At 55.0% G+C, this 18212-nt stretch carries 14 protein-coding genes; 5 read left to right on the top strand and 9 right to left on the bottom strand.

Annotated features, from left to right (window positions below):
* Nucleotides 1-121: 121 nt before the first annotated feature.
* Complete coding sequence (locus tag IE087_RS01255) at nt 122-2194, top strand: hypothetical protein (RefSeq protein WP_189367113.1); 2073 nt, start codon at nt 122-124, stop codon at nt 2192-2194.
* The gene (locus IE087_RS01250; protein ID WP_189367112.1) at nt 2195-3874 is read left to right on the top strand and encodes a protein kinase family protein; all 1680 of its coding nucleotides are present in this window, start codon (nt 2195-2197) and stop codon (nt 3872-3874) included.
* Between the two features lie 925 nt (nt 3875-4799).
* Here the strand turns inward: IE087_RS01250 and IE087_RS01245 are convergent.
* Nucleotides 4800-8594, bottom strand: coding sequence for a calcium-binding protein (locus IE087_RS01245; RefSeq protein WP_189367111.1), 3795 nt, complete (start codon nt 8592-8594; stop codon nt 4800-4802).
* 418 nt (nt 8595-9012) lie between these two features.
* On the opposite strand from IE087_RS01245, the gene IE087_RS01240 reads away from it, so the two are divergent.
* Together IE087_RS01240 and IE087_RS01235 are read left to right on the top strand one after the other, a co-directional pair.
* Nucleotides 9013-9915 (top strand): LysR family transcriptional regulator, encoded by a 903-nt coding sequence (locus tag IE087_RS01240; RefSeq protein ID WP_189368294.1) that lies wholly within the window; start codon nt 9013-9015, stop codon nt 9913-9915.
* The gene (locus tag IE087_RS01235) at nt 9912-10655 is read left to right on the top strand and encodes a sulfite exporter TauE/SafE family protein (RefSeq protein WP_189367110.1); all 744 of its coding nucleotides are present in this window, start codon (nt 9912-9914) and stop codon (nt 10653-10655) included. Before IE087_RS01240 ends, IE087_RS01235 begins: the two co-directional genes overlap by 4 nt.
* A gap of 5 nt (nt 10656-10660) precedes the next feature.
* Here the strand turns inward: IE087_RS01235 and IE087_RS01230 are convergent, their stop codons facing one another.
* The 8 genes from IE087_RS01230 to IE087_RS01195 all read right to left on the bottom strand — a co-directional run bounded on the left by IE087_RS01230 (nt 10661) and on the right by IE087_RS01195 (nt 17244).
* The gene (locus tag IE087_RS01230; protein ID WP_189367109.1) at nt 10661-11407 is read right to left on the bottom strand and encodes a sulfite exporter TauE/SafE family protein; all 747 of its coding nucleotides are present in this window, start codon (nt 11405-11407) and stop codon (nt 10661-10663) included.
* 7 nt (nt 11408-11414) lie between these two features.
* Nucleotides 11415-12113: a fumarate hydratase C-terminal domain-containing protein gene (locus tag IE087_RS01225; RefSeq protein ID WP_189367108.1), complete on the bottom strand. Its 699-nt coding sequence runs from the start codon at nt 12111-12113 to the stop codon at nt 11415-11417.
* 23 nt (nt 12114-12136) lie between these two features.
* Nucleotides 12137-12613, bottom strand: coding sequence for a DUF6389 family protein (locus tag IE087_RS01220; RefSeq protein ID WP_189367107.1), 477 nt, complete (start codon nt 12611-12613; stop codon nt 12137-12139).
* Nucleotides 12610-13566 (bottom strand): fumarate hydratase, encoded by a 957-nt coding sequence (locus IE087_RS01215; protein WP_189367106.1) that lies wholly within the window; start codon nt 13564-13566, stop codon nt 12610-12612. The genes IE087_RS01220 and IE087_RS01215 overlap by 4 nt, the downstream gene beginning before the upstream one ends.
* Before the next feature lie 526 nt (nt 13567-14092).
* Entirely contained in the window at nt 14093-15850 is a 1758-nt protein-coding gene (locus IE087_RS01210) for an L-aspartate oxidase (protein WP_189367105.1), read from the bottom strand.
* A gap of 1 nt (nt 15851) precedes the next feature.
* Complete coding sequence (gene sdhC / locus IE087_RS01205; RefSeq protein ID WP_189367104.1) at nt 15852-16202, bottom strand: succinate dehydrogenase, cytochrome b556 subunit; 351 nt, start codon at nt 16200-16202, stop codon at nt 15852-15854.
* On the bottom strand, nt 16199-16531 hold the full coding sequence (locus IE087_RS01200; RefSeq protein WP_189367103.1) for a succinate dehydrogenase/fumarate reductase transmembrane subunit: 333 nt from the start codon (nt 16529-16531) through the stop codon (nt 16199-16201). The genes sdhC and IE087_RS01200 overlap by 4 nt, the downstream gene beginning before the upstream one ends.
* Nucleotides 16531-17244, bottom strand: coding sequence for a succinate dehydrogenase/fumarate reductase iron-sulfur subunit (locus IE087_RS01195; RefSeq protein ID WP_189367102.1), 714 nt, complete (start codon nt 17242-17244; stop codon nt 16531-16533). Before IE087_RS01195 ends, IE087_RS01200 begins: the two co-directional genes overlap by 1 nt.
* A gap of 129 nt (nt 17245-17373) precedes the next feature.
* On the opposite strand from IE087_RS01195, the gene IE087_RS01190 reads away from it, so the two are divergent.
* The gene (locus IE087_RS01190) at nt 17374-18210 is read left to right on the top strand and encodes a nitroreductase family protein (RefSeq protein WP_189367101.1); all 837 of its coding nucleotides are present in this window, start codon (nt 17374-17376) and stop codon (nt 18208-18210) included.
* The last annotated feature ends 2 nt before the right edge of the window (nt 18211-18212 follow it).

Here is an 18212-nt window from a genome sequence, read left to right as displayed (position 1 = left end):
ACGCTTGCGATCGCTTCTGCTAGCATCGAAAGCTCCGACGTCTCTCTTGCTCAGAAAAAACTCTTTGCCTTGCCCAGTGATCGAGTAGGGTCCCCTGATAGTAACAGTCATTGAGCGATTTATGAGCATCCCAAGAGAAGTTGGCGAACTAGCACTTGAACTAGACGAAATATCCACGACTGCCTCCCAAAGGGTCGGCTTCGATTTCGTCATACATAGGATCGCTAGCATTGCTGGGTTCATGGGGAACTGCGATTTTCTTTTCTATCAAAATTCCTTCTTCGACGCCGAAAACAGTCGGAGACTGTATTTGCCCCATCCTTCCTTCCGGCTGCGAGATGGAGAAGTTGAAAGGTTTGAAGACCTCGAGGAAATCGAGGCCAGCGCCAAAAGTGAACAGGAAGTCGTGCACGAAGTGGAGAATGTCGTCGTATTGGCGGCGGGAAATTTGAACCGAGCAGAAATGGAAATGGTAGAGAAGATCGTAAAACCGCTTTCTAGAGCTTTCCGGTCTCTAATTTTACCGCACCTTGAGTACTCTGCCGCTCGAAAGTTCTCGCGAAATGTTCTTGATCTTTCAAAAAAGCCAAGCTTTGTCGGTCTTGCCAAGAGCCTAGCTAGACACTTCGATGGGCGGGTCGAGGTAAGTCTTATTCGTAGGCGGCAGAACAAAGAGAAGTCTGTCGTTGAGGGTATAGGAGCAAACTCTAGTGGGGGTTGGCGCAGCTTGCCGCCAGCCATAGCCAATGCATTCTTAAAGTCCTTGGGTTGGAATCGAACGACAGATGGCTTTGTAAACCTAGATGGACAACCTACCCACTTTGCTATCGTGCCCACCCCAGAAGCTTTTGATGAGCAGTTGACTGATGAAAGAGGTAATGCCGGCATCGTGCTCATTACTCGTATGGCAGGGATAGATTCGCGTGCACTAAGGTTTCTTGAGTATTCTGCTCGCGAGGTCGGTGAGAAGTTGATAGCCGTTGAAGAACGAGCAATTTCGCGAGAAATCTTAACCCTTCGCCGTAAATTGGTATCTCTAACTAGAAACGGAACCTTACGAACTGAGTTTGAACGCAGTCATTTTCTGTCTCAGAATTTGCCGGAAGTAATTGAGCGGGTTAGGAGAATCGCTGGGGCTCATAGCCTGACAATTAGAACTTACGACCCGTTTAAAGAGGTCCTCAGTGTTTTTTGCGAGAGCTATACGGATAGGGGGGCTAGAGATAGAGGCTTCTCAAGTGACATCAGTGTATCAGATACAAAGTCGGTAAATGTTCAAGCTTTTAAGGAGCTTCCTGTTGGCGAGAGTAAATTTGTCGACTTGCGAAAGGCGGGCGACTTAACACTTAACCCGAGAAGGTCAAACTGGGAATGCTGCTTTTCGATCTGGAAAGCAGGTGTGCCATTCGGAACAATGAACGTCGAAGGCATTTCAACTCGAATAATCGAAAACATGAGAGATTTCCTCGGGAGTGTGTCTGTACAACTTTCCGAGTTGTTTGGAGATGTCGCTACGTTGCTACCCAGCGAAGCCATATCTCAGTTGGCTACGCTGGCATATTCGGTTCATGGGACCTTAGATGCGGATCCACTTGAATTTGAAGCTATGAAAATAGATCGTCCGATCGCTGAACAGAAAATCATTGAAGGGTGGCAGACGTATGTCTCAAACTTCAGAACTCCTGTAAATCTACAGAGTCCTAATCAGGACGGGATTGATCTAGTCGAGTACGTACCCACCAGGATCCTTGAGGCGTTTGGCCAATGGAATCGAGATGCCTTCCAGCGTAACGTGAGTGTGTTTTTTGCGGATGACAACGGCTCGTTCACTGCCTCAGCAGCAGAGATAGCAAACCTATCGGCCATCATTGAATTGCTCGTAGCTAACGCGGGAAAACATACTGGGCTAAATCGTGGTACTATACAAGTTAGAGGTTTGATTCGCGGGGGGCGGCCATTTGTCTTTGTCCGCTACACGTCTCATGTACCCAACGTGGAGGCATCGATCCTTCGCTCCTTCGGGAGTGTGCCCATAGAAAAGGATGGGGGGGTCCGATATGGTGCCTTCCTGTTAGGTGAGATGGTGAGGTCTGCTAACGGACTTTTGTATGTACAACACGGTGGGGAAGTTGGTGCGAAATTGCACAGACTGCAACTCGTGATCGCTCTACCGGTGTCTATGGAAGTCAATTGAATGCATGCAATCAAAATATTCTTGTTTGATGACCAACAAGACGAACTAGATTCGGCAGAAGAAGCTTTTCGGAACCTTTTCGAAGCTCGAGGAGAGACTGTAGATGTTCAGCCACGTCTGATTGAGGGCTGGGAAGAAAAAGACATAAAGGAAATTAGAAAGTACCGTCCGGAAATTATTGTGTTCGACAATAGTTTTGGATCTGGATCAACCCGAGGAATGTTTGGGCAAGAGAGAATTTCCGAGCTCAAGATCGAATTTCCTGATTCAGTTTTCATACTTTTGACTAAGTTAAATATCTCTGGACCATCGTTACGATCTCAGTTCCCTCAAGCTGATATCTTCATAGAAAAGCGTGGGTTTTCTCAATCAGATGGGCCTTATCGTGAATGGGTTTACGGCGAGATATCAAAATTTCTTACGAGGGCACGTGTAGATCAGATTGATGTGTCCGGTTCGAGAAAGGCGTTGGAGCGTCTACAGGTCCCAGATGTGTACAAGAAGCGCCGCGCTCCATCTGAATGGGAAATTCGATCACTTATCGAGCAGGTGTGTTATACTGGCGGATTGCCTAGTGAAAACGTTGTCAACGGTGTTCGGCTTACTCGATTGATTGGTGGCAAGTCAGGTGCTGCAGTCTCCCTAATGTACCTAAAGACCGAATTCAGTGAGTACAAGGTCCCTGCTGTACTGAAAATAATGGGAAGCAAAGACGCCATTCTGGAAGCACGCCATCATGCGAAATTTGCAAAATGGGTACTGCCCTACAGGTGGCGCGTCGACCTTATCGGAACCGGACAAACGGATACCTTTGGGGCGGTTTGCTACTCGTTTGCTCATGGAGGTTCTGGGGACCCGCTGACACTGAACTCGCTCATTTCCAAAGGCGAGGTGGAGCGTGAACGAGTAAAAAGAGTTTTTGCTCAAGTTTTTGACTCTGATAGCCAAGCTTGGTACAGCCAGCAAGAAATTCAAAACAAACCTTTAGCATCGTACTTTCTCGAAAATCCGCCTTATTTCACCGAGCAGTCCAATGAAACTGCTCGTAGGGAAACCGTTGAGGAAATTCTAGAAGAGGTCTCTAATTTCGACGGATGCGTCCCTATCGGAAGATTTGATGATGGTCGATTAGAGGTAGCGGGGTTTAGTGTTCAAATGGGCGATATGTTAACTCGCGTGCTTCAAATTGATGATGTAAATGAGACGCGTCTTTGTCTTTCTCATGGTGATCTCAATGGCGGAAATATCTTAGTGGCTGAAGGCTCCTCAGAGTTCTCATTTATTGATTTTAGGCACACTGGCTATCATCATATTGCAAGAGACTTCTGTTCACTTGAAGGCAGTATTCGGACCCTGCAGCCCATTGAAGAGACAGGCGATGATTTTAGTGAACTATTTAGTTTAGAAATTGATCGGTGGAAGCGTTTCCGGCATTTTTCTCGCAGTCATCTGAGCTTTGCGGGCGACGATCTCGTAGACCTATTGAGACAGTATTATCTTTTGAATCATGAGAATGGGTCAAAGCGAGAGTATGCAATGGCTTCGTTTCTACATACTCTATGGCTCCTATCTTTTCACGCGAGGGACCCGAAGGCCTGGAGTCCTGCCCAACTTATAAGGCTCAAGGCCTTTTTGTTGGCGACGGGTCATGTTCTTGATGCTTGCGATTTGCCTGCCTAGACATGCACATCTTACGTCGAAATTTAGTCGATCGAAACAGATTAGGCGCCTGTGTTGTGTGGGCATGCTAGCCCAGTTTTTAAGCTTTCTCCGGTAGTCCCGCGGTTCCGCTTCTTACTTTTTTGATGCAGCTAGCGCTCTGATGTGCATATGAACTTCTATCCGAAAATCGATGGTTTCCGAGAGTCCCGCACGCTTGCTTGGTAGGTGCAGGAGTGTCATGGAAAAGCGCTCTCAGAACTGCCCCTTGCAAATTTGAATCCTGTTTTGAGTGCTGTCATCGAGTTTTGACAGGTTAGAGGAACAGCCACGCATTCTGGGCGAGCTGACTAAGGTGCAGCCGAGCTCAAAGCCAGCATTTTCACGGTATAAGAGTTCACAAATAGTAAAGGACTTCGACTGGTTCGTGACACGGATTTGCAGGGTTATCGGTAAGCTCAGCAGATTTATGAGTACACAATCAGCGCGGCTCCATTTTCTTACTTTCCTTCAGATAGTTACCTCTTACAAATCTCATAGGGAAAGGGAAAGCCGCACTCTTATGAGGAACTGACAAATGATTGTCCCTGCAAGGTTGGCTTGCTAGTTGTAAAAGCCAACTATTTTGGCTTTTCCCCTAACATGGTCTGCCAACAAACTGAAAATCAACGGCGCGTCGATGCTCTTGTCGTATGCTATGCTTGTCCGCGCAGACTTTTCTTATGCGTGCCGTATCCCTTCGGTGCAAAGCACATCTGAAACATTGAAATTAAACGTGATATCGTTCGCGCACAGTCTTTTCCCAACGTGATGCTTATGGTGGGATTCGAGGTACTTGGCTCGAGATGTCTCCCTGCCAACCACTCACACAGTGAAGCGCACTGGTAGTCACCGCATTTTTGGACGCGGTGACACTAGCAATACATTGGAATTCAAGGAACTCCGTCTAGAACACAAAATCAAAAGCATCCAGATCGCCGAGGCTGACGCCTGACAGCAGGATGCTGTTGCCGCCGCCCGTGTCGATCAGCACATCGCCGCCCACCTGCGTGGCCGCCCCCAGCGTGGCGCTGCCAAGGTTCAGATCCGCCAAGCTGTTGATCGTCGACAGGCCCGAGAAATCAATCCGCTCAAAGTTGTTCGTCGCCGCGAAATCCGTAATCGTGTCCGCGCCGTGACCGTCCGTGAACACAAACAGATCCGCGTTGAAGTTGCCCTCAAGCGTGTCATCCCCCAGGCCGCCAAACAGCGTGTCGAACCCGGCCCCGCCAAACAGCACGTCATTGTCCGCGCCGCCCTCAAGCGTGTCGTTGCCCGCTCCGCCAAACAGCCGGTCGCTCTCCGTCCCTCCGTTCAGATCGTCGTTGCCCTGCTGGCCGAACAACCCGTCCGTGCCCTGGCCGCCGATCAGCACATCGTTCTCGGCACCGCCAAACAGCCGGTCAAAGCCCTGGCCCCCGATCAGCGTATCCTCGCCTCCGCGGCCAAACAGGTTGTCGGCCTGGTTGCCACCGTCCAGGCTGTCATTGCCGTCGCCGCCGTCCAGCAGGTCAAAGCCACCGTCGCCAAAGATCGTGTCATCACCGGCCTCGCCAAACAGGCCATCCACCGTGATGCCCACGTTGGACCCGCCCCGGATCACGTCATTGCCATCACCGCCAAAAACACGGTCCGCCGTGTCGCCGCTCAGCAATGTGTCGTTGCCCGAACCGCCGAACAGCTGGTCAAAGCCTTGCCCACCCACAATGCGGTCGTCGCCATCATCGCCAAACAACGAATCCGCGCCATCCCCACCATTGATCGTGTCGTTGTCAGCACCACCTCGGATCGTGTCAAAACCAACACCGCCATCCAGGCTGTCGTTCCCGGCTCCACCTTCAACACTGTCATTGCCGGACCCGCCTTCAATGGTGTCTGCACCCACACCACCATCAAGCGTGTCGGCGCCAAAGCCGCCGAGGAGGCTGTCAGCACCATCCAGACCTGCAATACTGTCGTTCCCCCCGAGGCCAGAGATCAAATCATCCAGAGCCGAGCCAGTGATGGTTTCATTCGCTCCATTGCCGATTTGCTCAAAGAACCCGAAATCGACGATCAACCCGGTAGCACTTGTGAAAAAACTCAAGCTGACCGCGGTGGCGTCAGCAGCAAGGAGATCGGCAGCGTCAACTTGCGTCAGTCCATTCGCGTCGAATTCCACAAAACGTACCGTGAATTCGCCACTGACCGACAGGCTTGACCCGGAAATGAGCTCCAGGTTCAGCCCTCTCAGAGCGTCCAGGGATGTTCCAAGGATCGCGATAGAACCTTCCAAAGACACATGGCCAGTTGCAGAATAGGTGTCATGCAACAGCGACAGTCCTGAACCCAGAACATCCAGACCGAAGCCGGCGGTTCTGACGGTTAGGTCCCCGTCAATCGCCACGTCCTCAACACCCGTCGAGCTGCGAATGATGTTGTCCTGAACAAGGTCAGCCTCAACCATCCCACCACTCGTGATGTCGAGTATGCCGTTATTGATGATTTCACCGCCGCGAAGAAGCCCGCCATCGCTCACAGTCACCACGGAATTGCCGCGCATGCCCGGTGCATCTTGCGACAGCAACGCGGTTGCACCGAAGTCAAAAATGCTGCCTGATCCGCTGACATTCACGAAACCCTGCGAGCCTTCGTTTTCTGCAACAATCAGCAGGCCTTCGCTGTCGTTTGTCACGACGCCGCCATTCAAAACGTTGATCGTTCCTTCGGATCCACTGCTGCGCCCTGCGCGGATAAACCCGGTTTCTCCCCCGTCCACATTTGTGTTTCCGCCGCGTTCGATTGTGATGCTTGAGCCCGCGCCGGTGACAGTAACCGTGCCATTCGAGCCATCATTGCGACCGGCCTGGAAGCCAGGAAACTGTCCCCCGTCTCCGGTGATTGTCATATCTGCACCATCACGGATCGTCACTGTGCCTTCGGAATCTCGACCGACGGTCATAAACGCCCCAAACTCCGGGGTGACCTGCGCCCCGGACAGGTTAACGGTTGTGCCTTCGCCTTCGATGATGACGTGACCTTCACCTCCACGTCCGGCATCAAAAAACAAGGCGTCGACAGTCGCCCCGTCGGAAATCGTCATGGTCGCCGTACCACCATTGCGTCCAACAAAGATCACATCCTGTTCCGCGATCAGATGCGTGCCCGCACCAGTAATCAACGCTGTAGCGGACCCTCCTGTATTTTCGTTTTCGGAGCTGCCTGACATTTGGATGCCGCCACCGAACTCGTCACCGGCGAGCAGCTGGAATGTCGCGCCATCGCGCAGGATGAACGACCCTGTGCCACCTTGATCGCCAATACGCATGAAGCCATTGGGACCCGTGCGATCTTCGCTACCAACCGTGACGATCGTGCCCGCACCCTCGACAATCAATGTCCCGGTCGCGGTTGCGCCATCCCTCCCCTGGGTATCGCCGATACCAACAAATTGGCGCACATTTACTTCCGCGCCATCGCGAATGGTCATTGTTCCGGTTGTTGAAGGGATAAAGTTGGATTGGTTGCCGAATGTCCCAATGTCGAGGTACCCTTCGGTCCCACTGGCCAGAATGAGGCGTGTTCCTGTCCCCTCAACAACAACGTCGGAAGTGCCTGCCTGAGCAACGGCCATTCCACGTGTTTCGACTTCGGCCCCATCAGAAATGGTCAGACTTGCGGTGCCAATGTTGCGACCGACTTCAATAAAGCCATTTTCGACGAACAAACGGGTGCCAGTACCTGTTACGATGCCAGTAGCATCGCCACCTTCCCGATCTCCTCCCCCGGAAAACTGAATACCGGCATCAAATGTGCCGCTGAACATGTTGAACTCGGCGCCATCGCGCAGAATGAAAAAACCGGTGCCGCCTTCTTCGGCCACGCGCATGAAACCGTTTTCGCCAGATCCGTCTGAGTTTCCGACGTTCACAACGGTGCCTGCGCCTTCGACGACCAAGGCACCCTCAGCAGTCGCTCCGGCAATGCCATCCGTTGTGCCGATTCCGATGAACTGGTGAACATTTAACTCTGCTCCGTCGCTCACGATAACGCGCCCTTCAGCCGAGCGATTTGTTGTCGTGTCGATCACGCCATCATCTGGCCGAAACACACGACCAATATCAAGGCTGCCGCGATCCCCGCCTGCGGTATTCAAAACAGACACTACTGTATTTGAGCCTTCAATGACCAAAGTTGCGCTTACGCTTTGGCCGCCGGGTCGCACCAAGCCATTGTCGTCAAAAGCACCAAAGTTGGTGCCGACTTGAAAACCGCGACCCGCATTTGGATCTGCGTTATCGATGGTTACCTGTGCGCCGTCGCTAATATAAGCGGTCGCGGTCGTTGTATTCCCATCCTCAGATGCCATGCGGAAGCGTGTGGAGTTGCCAGGCTGGCCGGTCATGTTCAGAACAGCCGACGGTCCCGAGATCGACAGAATGCTGTCCGTTCCGAATGTAGTGCCGAAGTCATCTCCGACATTCACAATTGCATTGCGGACAATGAAACTGGTGTCGTCTTGGTTGAAGTTGCTGATGTCGTTCAGAGCGGTCAGCGTTGCCAGGCCTTGCGGTGTTGAGTTGGAGTCACCTGTCGCTGTGTCGAAAAAGACATTCTGAAAAAATATACCGTTTGTGCTGGTCGGCCCCGGGTCGGGTGTCAAGTTAAAGTCGACGGAGTTGCCAGCGAGATACGCGTCAAGTTGAGCCTGGGTAATTGGCATATCTAGAACCTTCCAAAAGTAATCTGTTAACCGAATTGAGACGGAACATACGGAGCCGCACTATGTTTTGGAGAGTAAGCAACACACGGCGTGTATTGAAAGGATTTCTTTTCGTGTTCCGGTTTATCCAAATTAAGTTCAACCAGAGGTTTGTGAAAAACCACGTGCGAGTCCACGTAATTCCCGAAATACGAGTGTCGAATCTGCTTCAAAAGAAACTAATTCCAAAACAGATGGCATTCGTTCGATGTCCTTTTATTCGAGTCGTGTTTTTGGCGGACTACTGTGCGGTAACAACTTCATACCTCGCAGGCAGGTCGATCACCCGGACAAGGGCAGCCGTCTTGAAATTTGATCTTGTGCCATTCCCGCGTTAGCCATGAGTTTTGTAAGTCTGGCCGTCAGACGGTGTGTAAAAATGACCATTCGATTGCTGCGTACCTTGGTTGCGGTTGCGGACAACAAGACATTTAGCGCTGCGGCTGATGCCGTTCACGTCACCCACGCGGCAGTCAGTCAGCAAATGCGCGCTTTAGAGGCTGAACTTGGTCTTGCCCTATTCAACCGCTCAACGCGCACCCCCGAGCTGACACCTGTTGCGCATGAAGTTGTGGCGAAGGCGCGCAAGTTGATTTCAGATTACGACAACCTTGTCCCATCTGTGCTGGCCGATGGCGGGTTGAGCGGTGTGCTGAAACTGGGCGCATTGGGTACGACGCTGACGGGGCTAACCCCAAAGGCCATGGCCATATTCAAAGGCCGCTTTCCACGGGTTGGCTTGCACATCCGGCCTGGGCTGACAGGCACATTGCTCGCCGATATTGAACGCGGTCATCTGGATGCCGCGATCATAACCAAACCTCACCTCATGCCCATGGGCATCGCGTTTCGCCCGTTGATCGAAGAACCGATGCAATTGATTGCCTCCCTCGAAGAGCCGGAAGAAGACCCAATGTTGCTTCTTGCGACCAAACCATACATCCGATTCAACCGGAACGCAGTGCTGGGCGGCTTGATCGACAACTGGATCAGTTCAAACCGCATTCGCGTGACCGAAGCGATGGAATTGGACACACCCGAAGCCATTGTCAGCATGGTACACGCCAATCTGGGTGTGTCGATTGTGCCTGATCTTGCTGTGAAGCCACTGGACACGGTACCCGTTAAGCGCTTGAATCTTGGTGCAGATGCGCCGACCCGAGTGCTGGGGCTGGCCTTCCCCGAGGATCAGATCAAGATGCGCGCCATTGACGAGATTTTCGACGCCCTGGCCGGGGTCATTGGGGCTGCGCAACCACAGAGTACAGACACCACATCATGACCACTGACATGATCCTGTTTCTTGTGCTGGGGGCTGCCGCCGGCGGGTTTATCAACGGTTTGTCCGGAACTGGTACCGCATTGTTCGCATTGGGCTTTTACCTCGTTGTTCTGCCGCCCACGACGTCAGTTGCCATTGTGGCCTTGATGTCCGTCCTGGTCGGGCTGCAGGGTTTGTGGATTGTACGTGCATCTATCTTTGCGCGCCCGGACCGTTTGGCACGTTTCATCTTGCCCGGGCTTGTGGGCGTGCCGCTTGGCTTGTCGTTACTTGATGTCATTGACACCGGGACGTTGCGCACCGGGATTGCGATGTTTCTGATTGTCTACGGCGGATATTTTGGATTTCGCGCTGCTCTGCCGTCATTCTCACGCAAAACGCCTGTTATTGATGTGATTGTTGGGTTTCTGGGCGGAGTTCTTGGTGGCACGGCAGGCGTGTCAGGTGCCTTGCCCGCCATGTGGCTATCTGTGCGGCCATGGAGCAAATCCGAGACACGCGCCGTGATGCAACCGTTGAACATGGTCATTCTATCCACCACAGTCACGCTGCTTTTCCTGAAGGGAGCTTATGATCAGACTGCATTGAACGCGCTAATGATCACAATTCCCTGCGGGTTGATCGCTGCACAGGTTGGGATCATAGTTTTTCGCCGGCTGAGCGATACTGGCTTTCGTCGTTTATTGATCCTGTTAACCCTTGCGATGGGGGCGGGTTTGTTATTGAGCGAAATGACTTAGGCATCTCACTTCATAAGCGTGCCCAACACCAGATTTGCACCCAAGATCGAAAACGCGCCCAGAAAGAGCACCCTGAATTTCTCCGGGTCCGTGCGATGTCTCAAATGCTCACCCACCGAAAAACCCAAAAGCGCAGGGATCAGCAAGAAAGTTGAGATTGCAAGATCAGGGCCGGAGCTGTGCCCCACCGCGATGAACATAACAAAGATCGACACACTGCCCGCAGTGATCAGGAACCCAAGTGCCTGCACAAAGGCATCGCGATCGAGCCGGAGGCCAGTCAGATACATTGCCAAAGGTGGAGCCCATGCGGCCGTCAACCCTCCGATCAAGCCGGCGACTATGGCGCTCAACCCTTCGAACAGGCGCACGCGATGAGGTGGAATAGGAGGCACCATGTTGCGCCAGCTAAAGAAGCAGAAGGCCAGAACGAAAACACCCAACGCCGCACGCAGAAGAGCGTCGGGCGCGGATTGGCTGAACCAGACGGTTGCAGCAACAAACAGGATCAATATCGCCGCGTACCGCCAATGCTGTTTGGCGCATCCCAACATGTCCGGACCGCGCCAGAACTGCCAGACATTGCTGAGCAGCATGGGGACTACGACCAATGATACAGCCGACCTGGTATCAAGCTGAAAAGTGAGAAGGGTCAGGGCCACCGTGGGCATCCCCAACCCAATGAAACCCTTCACCGTACCTGCCAGCAGCAGAACGGCGCTTGCGAACGCAATCAGGGACAGGTCGGGCATAGACGCTTCAGATTACCTCGTCCGTGCGGTCATCACTTTCGCCGTAGCGCTTGAGGACGGCAGGTTTCGTACCCTCGTACACCCGCGCGACATTCTCGGCAATCTTGGCGTTTTCACGTTCGAACAGGCAGTCGCCGTTCAGGTCGGACGCTACGATGAACGGACCCATGCCGTTGCATTTGATGACCCACATAGCCTGGGCAAGTCCCAGTTCCTCGTTCCAGTGAACCGCTTCGACATTTTCCACACCGCGACCGAGCAAAGCGCCGGTGCCATAGCCAACAGTGGACAGGTATACGGCACCGTTTGGCACGAAGTATTCCTTGTAGTCCCTAGACGACATACCGCCCTTGCCCACGATCAGCTTGGCCCCGGTCTTTGCCATCCATTCGGGCAGCCATTTGGCAAAGCGGAAGGAGGCGGTTGCCGTCACTGCTCCCATGTCAAAGCTGCCATCGGGGTTGATGCGGGCGGCAGGTGAACAGTGGAAGTTCGCCGCGGATTGACTGGGCAACTCCATGGGGATGTTCGCCTTGTCGTCAAGCGCGCGCATATAGACGCCCTCGCGGGCCGTATACATGAGGCCGTCAAGATAGACGATGTCGCCGAGACGCAGATCAGCGATCGATTCATCGCTTGGCGTGGTTGAAAGGCGGACTTCGCGGATGGTCACAGGAGCTGTTCCTTTGGGACGGTTTAGGCACATCGTGTCGCAACACGGGCGGAGATTTACGAAGCTAGATCGTCGTGTTGCCCTGGGCTCATCAACCAGCGCGGAATGGGATCGGCCAAGGCCGCTTCTCTGAATACCACGGTTGCGGGAAGCTGCCGAGCAGTTGTGGGGAGTTTTTGCCAAAGATCCGAGACCCACGCGCCGCAAATTTCTATGACCTGAGCCACAGTTGCTTCGGTTCGTTCGAATGGCATGTCGGGCTCGAGGCCAGTTGGTACAAACGCATCAAAAGTGTTGCGATGTTCTGCGATTGCTTTGTCCAGAACAAAGACATCGGGGCCTTCAGGGTGTAGCATAAGCGATATTGCGCCTTCTGCGTCTTGGTCCATGTGAATGCAGACGTCCAACCTGCGCACTTTCGGGTGCATGTTTTCAAAGGCTTTGTTCAGATGCTCTAAGGCGTGCACCTCATCTTCAGCCAATCGCGCTTTGAGTGCTTCGCTGAACAGGGCGAGGTTAGTGGCTTCAGTCATTCCGCAGCCTCCCGTTGCGGTTCCCATTCGACCGTTTCTCGACGCTGATAATCGGTGAACCAGTCCGGGTCGGTGCGGTGTTCGACCCGACCGTCCGCATGGATGCGGGCGGCTGCGCGGCGTGAGGAAAGACAAAAGGCGTGGACCGACATCGGCATCCCGCCCGTGTGGCAGTACCCGACCTCGATATTGCAATCGATCACCATGTTCTTGCCCACAAAGCCCATCGCGCCCATGCCGATGGAGTTGCCAAGTTCCTTGAACTCATCCTCCATCTCGGCAATCCGCGGGTCGGAATTGCGGCTGCCCACGATGCGCAAGGTGGATGCGCGTTTGCCCAGTGTCATGCAGATGTCCTTGGACCCGCCCAGACCAATGCCGATAATGGCGGGCTGACACGCAAGGCCGCGTTTGCCGAACGCCATGAGGCTGTCGAGGTAGAACCGTTTGATCCCCTGGATGCCATCGCTCGGGAACAGCATGCGGTAGTCCGTGCCAAAGAGGCCCCCTTTGTGCACCGTGATCAGGTCGATCCACTCGCCTTCCGGCTCAAACCCGTATTCGATCTCGGGCGCGCCGATGCCCACGTTGTTGTCGTGATCGGTCCGCCAGAGCGGGTGCACGCGGTTGGGGCGCAAAGGCACGCCGTTGGTGGCACTGGCCGTAGCGCGGCGCAAGGCGGCTTCGAGGGCAACCATGCCACCCTCGACCCGCGCCTCGTTCCCCATTTTGACGAACCAGCGCGGCACGCCAGTGTCGCCGCACATCGCGCGGCGGTCTTCCTTGGCCGCTTCGTAGTTTTCGAGCATGGCCTTGAGAACGAAGGAGGACAGGTCGCCGTCCTCGGTCTTGGCGGCCTGTTGAAGACCGTCCAGGTAGTCTTGGGGGATCTCGATTGCGGCCTTGTCCATGAGGACCTCAGCGGTGGATTGGATGAGGGAGATGGGGATCATGTCCGTATCGCTCCGGTTCGGTGCCATTCAGATAACACTCTGAACATATCGTCGGCACGAGAGGGGTCGAATGAGTTCACGAAAGGAGTTCCGTTAAACGAATGCGTGCAACAAGCGCATTTGGGCCAGAGCATGTTGTTTGAAAGACTTGGTACAACCAGGGCAAGGTGTGCCGTTTCATTTAGGTACAGCCCGCTCAAGTAACTGCTTTCGCCGGTTCGATAAATTGGTTCGCGCACACTGCCTGCCGATGCGACAATGTACCAAATAGGGTCTTCGTCGGGCAGTCGCGACACCGCTTCTGAATGTACTTCTGACCAAGGTTGGCCGACTTTTTTCAAGAGAAACTTGTACAGTGGTGTGTAGTCTAGCCCATGGCGGACACCGGACTTCATTTTACTGGCATGTGCGCTGCCCGCAGCCTTTGTGTTTCGATCCCATCGCGCATGGCCACCGCCATGGCGGACGCCATGCGTTCGAGTGTTCACCTGTCGGTACAAAGGTTTTTTGGCAAAGCTACGTTTGTTCATTGCGCCGCCACCAACGTGTCTGGCTCACCCTCCGGCAAGATCGTTTCGCCGGGACGGACGATGGTGAACTGCACGGGTTCGCGGGTGACCTTGACGCCTTCGTCGTCTTGCGTCGCGACTGTGAAATCGCTGTTCTCTAGCCCACCGTCTTCGGGAAAATCCTCGCGGAAATGCGCTCCACGGGAATTCTCGCGGGCGATCCCGGCCTTGGTGATCACCTCGGAAACATCACAGAGTGATCGCAGGTTCAGCCAATCGTGCCAGGTGAGATTGAAGGCGAGGTTGCCATCGTCCACGCCCACGTCCATCAGAGCGCCCGACACCTGTGTGATACCGCTCAGCCCGCGTTTCATCCCCGCCGCGGTCCGCATCACGCCAACCTCTTCCCACATGAGGTCCTGCAGTTGCTTGCGCAGCGGCAAGATAAGGTCGGGTTTGCGGGTCAGCGGATAGGTCGCGCGTTCGAATTCGGCGGCCAGTACGTTTTCGTCCGGGTCGCGCAGGGTCATGCCCACCACATCGCGGCCCATCGTGTCGCCCGCGATGCCGCCATAGACGGTCGAGTTGGCGACCCCGTTGCCACCCAACCGGTTCGAGCCATGCGCGCCACCTGCGTCTTCGCCCGCGACATACAGCCCTTCCACCGCCGTGCGCGTATCCACATCGACGATAACGCCGCCCATGAAGTAGTGGGCGGTTGGCACGACCTCGACATTGCCCGCAGCAAGATCGAAACCGCTGTCGGCGCAGCGTTTGACCATGCCTTTGAATTTCTGCGCCACCCAGTCCGGTCCAAGGTGGGACATTGAGATGAACACACCCTCCTGATCCGGATTGTTGTTCTTGCGCATCTCGGCATAGATGCCGCGGCTGACGACATCACGGGTGGCGCGTTCACCCTTGCCGTCATAATCGAACATGAAGCGCTGACCGGCGTGGTTGATCAACTGCCCGCCTGCGCCGCGCAGCCCTTCTTCAAGCACCGTTCCAGTCATGCGCGTATGTTCACCCGCCAGGAGACCTGTGGGATGGAATTGCACCATCTCCATGTCGCGCAATTGCAGGCCCGCCCGCAGGGCCATGGCAAGGCCATCCATCGTCTTGTCACCTGATGGCGTGTGATACTTGTACATGGTCGGGCCTCCGCCCGTGGCCATCAGTACCGTCTTGGCGCGCACCAGACGGAAGCGGCCCGTGCGCATGTCAATCATCAGCACACCTGCCAATGCCGAGCGGTCTTTGGTCGGGATCAGACCCACGGCGCGGTGTTCCTGAAGTTTCTCAACCCCGCTGGCGAGCACCTTTTCCATCAAGCGATTAATGATCTCGATGCCGGTCAGGTCGCCCTTGTGCACAGTGCGGTCGGCAGTTTGGCCGGCAAAGGCTTTTTGATGCAGCGACCCGTCGGGATTGCGGTCAAAAAAACATCCGACCTCGTTTTCCAACTCCCGGATGCGCACGACCGCCTGTTCACACAACCGCCATGCCATGTCCTGATCCGGCAGCCATTTGCCCCCGTTGATCGTGTCCATGAAATGCCGCTCGACCGTGTCGCCACCGCCCAGCGCCACGTTGTAACCGCCTTGCACCATGCGCGTGCAGCCGCATTTGCCGATCAACCCTTTGACTGCGATTGTGATCTTGGTGCCTTCAGGAGCGGTCTGTTGCGCGTGCAGCGCCGCGAACAGACCCGCGCCCCCGGTGCCGAGGATCAGGATGTCTGTATCGTGACGTTCGATATCGCTCAGTTTCATGTCACACCGCCTGCATCAGAAAGAGCGTTGCAATCAGGAAGGACAGGGCTGTCGCACCCGCCGCCAGTGTTTTTTGTGGCGGTGTCCACGGCAGCCATTCCATCGCCATGAGGCGCAAGCCACCGAACATGTGGACGGCCAGCAGGAAAACAAGGCCGAACTCTGCCAGTTTGACCGCGCCGATATCGGTGAAGGCCAGAAAACCATTCAGCCGTGCAGGGTTTGTCAGGGCCAGCGACAGGATCCAGAAGTGGAAGGGCAAGAACAGGGCGAGGCCGAGCCCCGACAGCCGATGCAGGATGTAGGCGAGCCAAAGGGGGTGCGCCCGTGATGTGATCCCTGCTGCCCTCATGCGAATGTCACGGCCCAGACGGCGCGTGCCCCCAACACGAACAGGCCGAAGCCCATGGCCCACATGAAAACGTCCAGCGCTGTGCCTTTCAAACCGCCCCACTCATGCGCGACTGTGCGCAGACCGATGGCGCCGTGGATCGACACAGCGATGACAAACAGGCCGTAGAACAGAAGCCACGCCACGGACCCTTGGGTTCGCCCCAGGATTTCTGCCGCACTTAACCCGCCCTGGATTGCGTAGATCATCACGGCGAGATGGCCGAGAACGAGCGGTGCCATCAGAAGGGCGGTGATCCGTTGCAACATGTAAAGGCGCAGGCTCAGCATCAACGGCCCCTCCGGAAAAATGATTTGGCCGTTTCGCGTTTCAGACCGGCTATGGCGGTCATCGGGTCCAGATCATTCGGACAGTAGGTGGTGCAGGACCCCATTGAATGGCAGTTGTGGCAGCCGCCGCTGCCCGAGACGGCGTCGAGAATGGCAACACGCCCTTCGTCCTTTGCGTCATTGAGCAGGGTCCATGCGCGTTGCAGCGCGGCTGGGCCAAGGTAGTCAGCGTTGCCCGCAACGGTGTCACAGGCCGCATAGCAAACCGAACAGTTGATGCACTCGATTCCCGCATTTGCCTCAACCCGTGTTTCGCTGGTTTCATCGATTGCCGCAATCGGGTCGTCGCGGGTCAGGCTGCCATGGTGCACGCCTTCGGCCCCGACCCACTTGTCAAAGAACGGGTCCATATCGACGACCAGATCTTTGACCACCGGCAGGTTGCGCAAAGGGCCAATGGTCACCGCGTTGTCCTTGAGGACTTTGGACATGTGCGTGCGACAGGTCCAGCGAGGCACCCCGTTTACCATCATCGCGCAACTGCCACACATGCCGACGCGGCACGCAAACCGGTAGCTGAGCGTTGGATCGGCGTTCTGCTGCACCCACGACACGACATCGAGCACCGTCTGGCTTTCATGTGCCGGAACGTCAAACACATCCCGCGAGTCCGGGCCGCGTTCAATGGTGACCTTGAGCATATGCGCTTTCATGATTGGCTGGGGCTTTCCCGGGCTGGATGTTTCATGTCAGAGTGTAGCTTACAGGAATGCTTAATGAACGCGATAATTTCTGAACCATCCTGTTAGTAACGCTTACAATTTTTCGATCCGGATGACTGGATGACGCACATCTCCAAACCAGACCTGAACTCGGCATTGGCTGAACGTTATTCCGACGCGCCCGATACTGGGATAGTAGCGGAGCCCCTACTGCAATTGATGGCCAGCCGCGGTTCGTGCCGCACCTTTGAAGCGACGCCAGTTCCGGACCACCTCTTGCAAATGCTCTGCGCCATTGCGCTCGCGTCGCCAACAAAAAGCGACTTGCAGCAGCGAGACATCATTGTGATGAAATCGCCCGGAGTGCGTTCAGAGCTTGCAAAGCTTGTGTCCGGCCAAGCGTGGGTTGCGCAGGCGCCCACGCTCCTTGTCTTTTGCGGAAACAACCGGCGTCAGCGGTTGTTGCACACTTGGCATGACGTGCCGTTTGCCAATGATCATATGGACGCTGTCATCAACCCGACGGCGGATGCGGCGATTGCCCTTGGAGCTTTTGTCACCGCCGCCGAGGCGATGGGCCTGGGGTGCTGCCCAATCAGCGCCGTGCGGAACGAAGCGCAAGCCGTGTCAGATCTGCTTGGGCTGCCGGATCACGTTTTCCCCTTCGCAGGACTTGCGCTAGGGTATCCGAGCGAGGCGCCCGAGATTGCAAAACGACTGCCGTTGAGCGTCACGTGCCATATGGATCGGTATCAGGAGGATGGTCTGCGCGACGCCGTCAAAAACTATGACGCTGATCGTGCCAAAGTGCAGCCTTACGCCACGCAGCGTTTTGTCGAATTCTTTGGGCAAGCGGAAGCATACGGCTGGTCAGACGACAAGGTGCGCCAATACAGCCAGTCGGAGCGCGCTGATTTTGGCGCGTATCTTCGCAAACAGGGCTTTTGCGTCGACTAGAC

It is taken from the genome of Tateyamaria omphalii (assembly GCF_014651375.1).
Classification (GTDB): Bacteria; Pseudomonadota; Alphaproteobacteria; order Rhodobacterales; family Rhodobacteraceae; genus Tateyamaria; species Tateyamaria omphalii.
This window is presented reverse-complemented; position numbering and strand designations above follow the sequence as displayed.

Coding starts and splice junctions, on each gene's coding strand:
- IE087_RS01255 (WP_189367113.1), top strand. CDS start 122: ATGAGCATCCCAAGAGAAGTTGGCGAACTAGCACTTGAACTAGACGAA.
- IE087_RS01250 (WP_189367112.1), top strand. CDS start 2,195: ATGCATGCAATCAAAATATTCTTGTTTGATGACCAACAAGACGAACTA.
- IE087_RS01245 (WP_189367111.1), bottom strand. CDS start 8,594: ATGCCAATTACCCAGGCTCAACTTGACGCGTATCTCGCTGGCAACTCC.
- IE087_RS01240 (WP_189368294.1), top strand. CDS start 9,013: ATGACCATTCGATTGCTGCGTACCTTGGTTGCGGTTGCGGACAACAAG.
- IE087_RS01235 (WP_189367110.1), top strand. CDS start 9,912: ATGACCACTGACATGATCCTGTTTCTTGTGCTGGGGGCTGCCGCCGGC.
- IE087_RS01230 (WP_189367109.1), bottom strand. CDS start 11,407: ATGCCCGACCTGTCCCTGATTGCGTTCGCAAGCGCCGTTCTGCTGCTG.
- IE087_RS01225 (WP_189367108.1), bottom strand. CDS start 12,113: ATGTGCCTAAACCGTCCCAAAGGAACAGCTCCTGTGACCATCCGCGAA.
- IE087_RS01220 (WP_189367107.1), bottom strand. CDS start 12,613: ATGACTGAAGCCACTAACCTCGCCCTGTTCAGCGAAGCACTCAAAGCG.
- IE087_RS01215 (WP_189367106.1), bottom strand. CDS start 13,566: ATGATCCCCATCTCCCTCATCCAATCCACCGCTGAGGTCCTCATGGAC.
- IE087_RS01210 (WP_189367105.1), bottom strand. CDS start 15,850: ATGAAACTGAGCGATATCGAACGTCACGATACAGACATCCTGATCCTC.
- sdhC (WP_189367104.1), bottom strand. CDS start 16,202: ATGAGGGCAGCAGGGATCACATCACGGGCGCACCCCCTTTGGCTCGCC.
- IE087_RS01200 (WP_189367103.1), bottom strand. CDS start 16,531: ATGCTGAGCCTGCGCCTTTACATGTTGCAACGGATCACCGCCCTTCTG.
- IE087_RS01195 (WP_189367102.1), bottom strand. CDS start 17,244: ATGAAAGCGCATATGCTCAAGGTCACCATTGAACGCGGCCCGGACTCG.
- IE087_RS01190 (WP_189367101.1), top strand. CDS start 17,374: ATGACGCACATCTCCAAACCAGACCTGAACTCGGCATTGGCTGAACGT.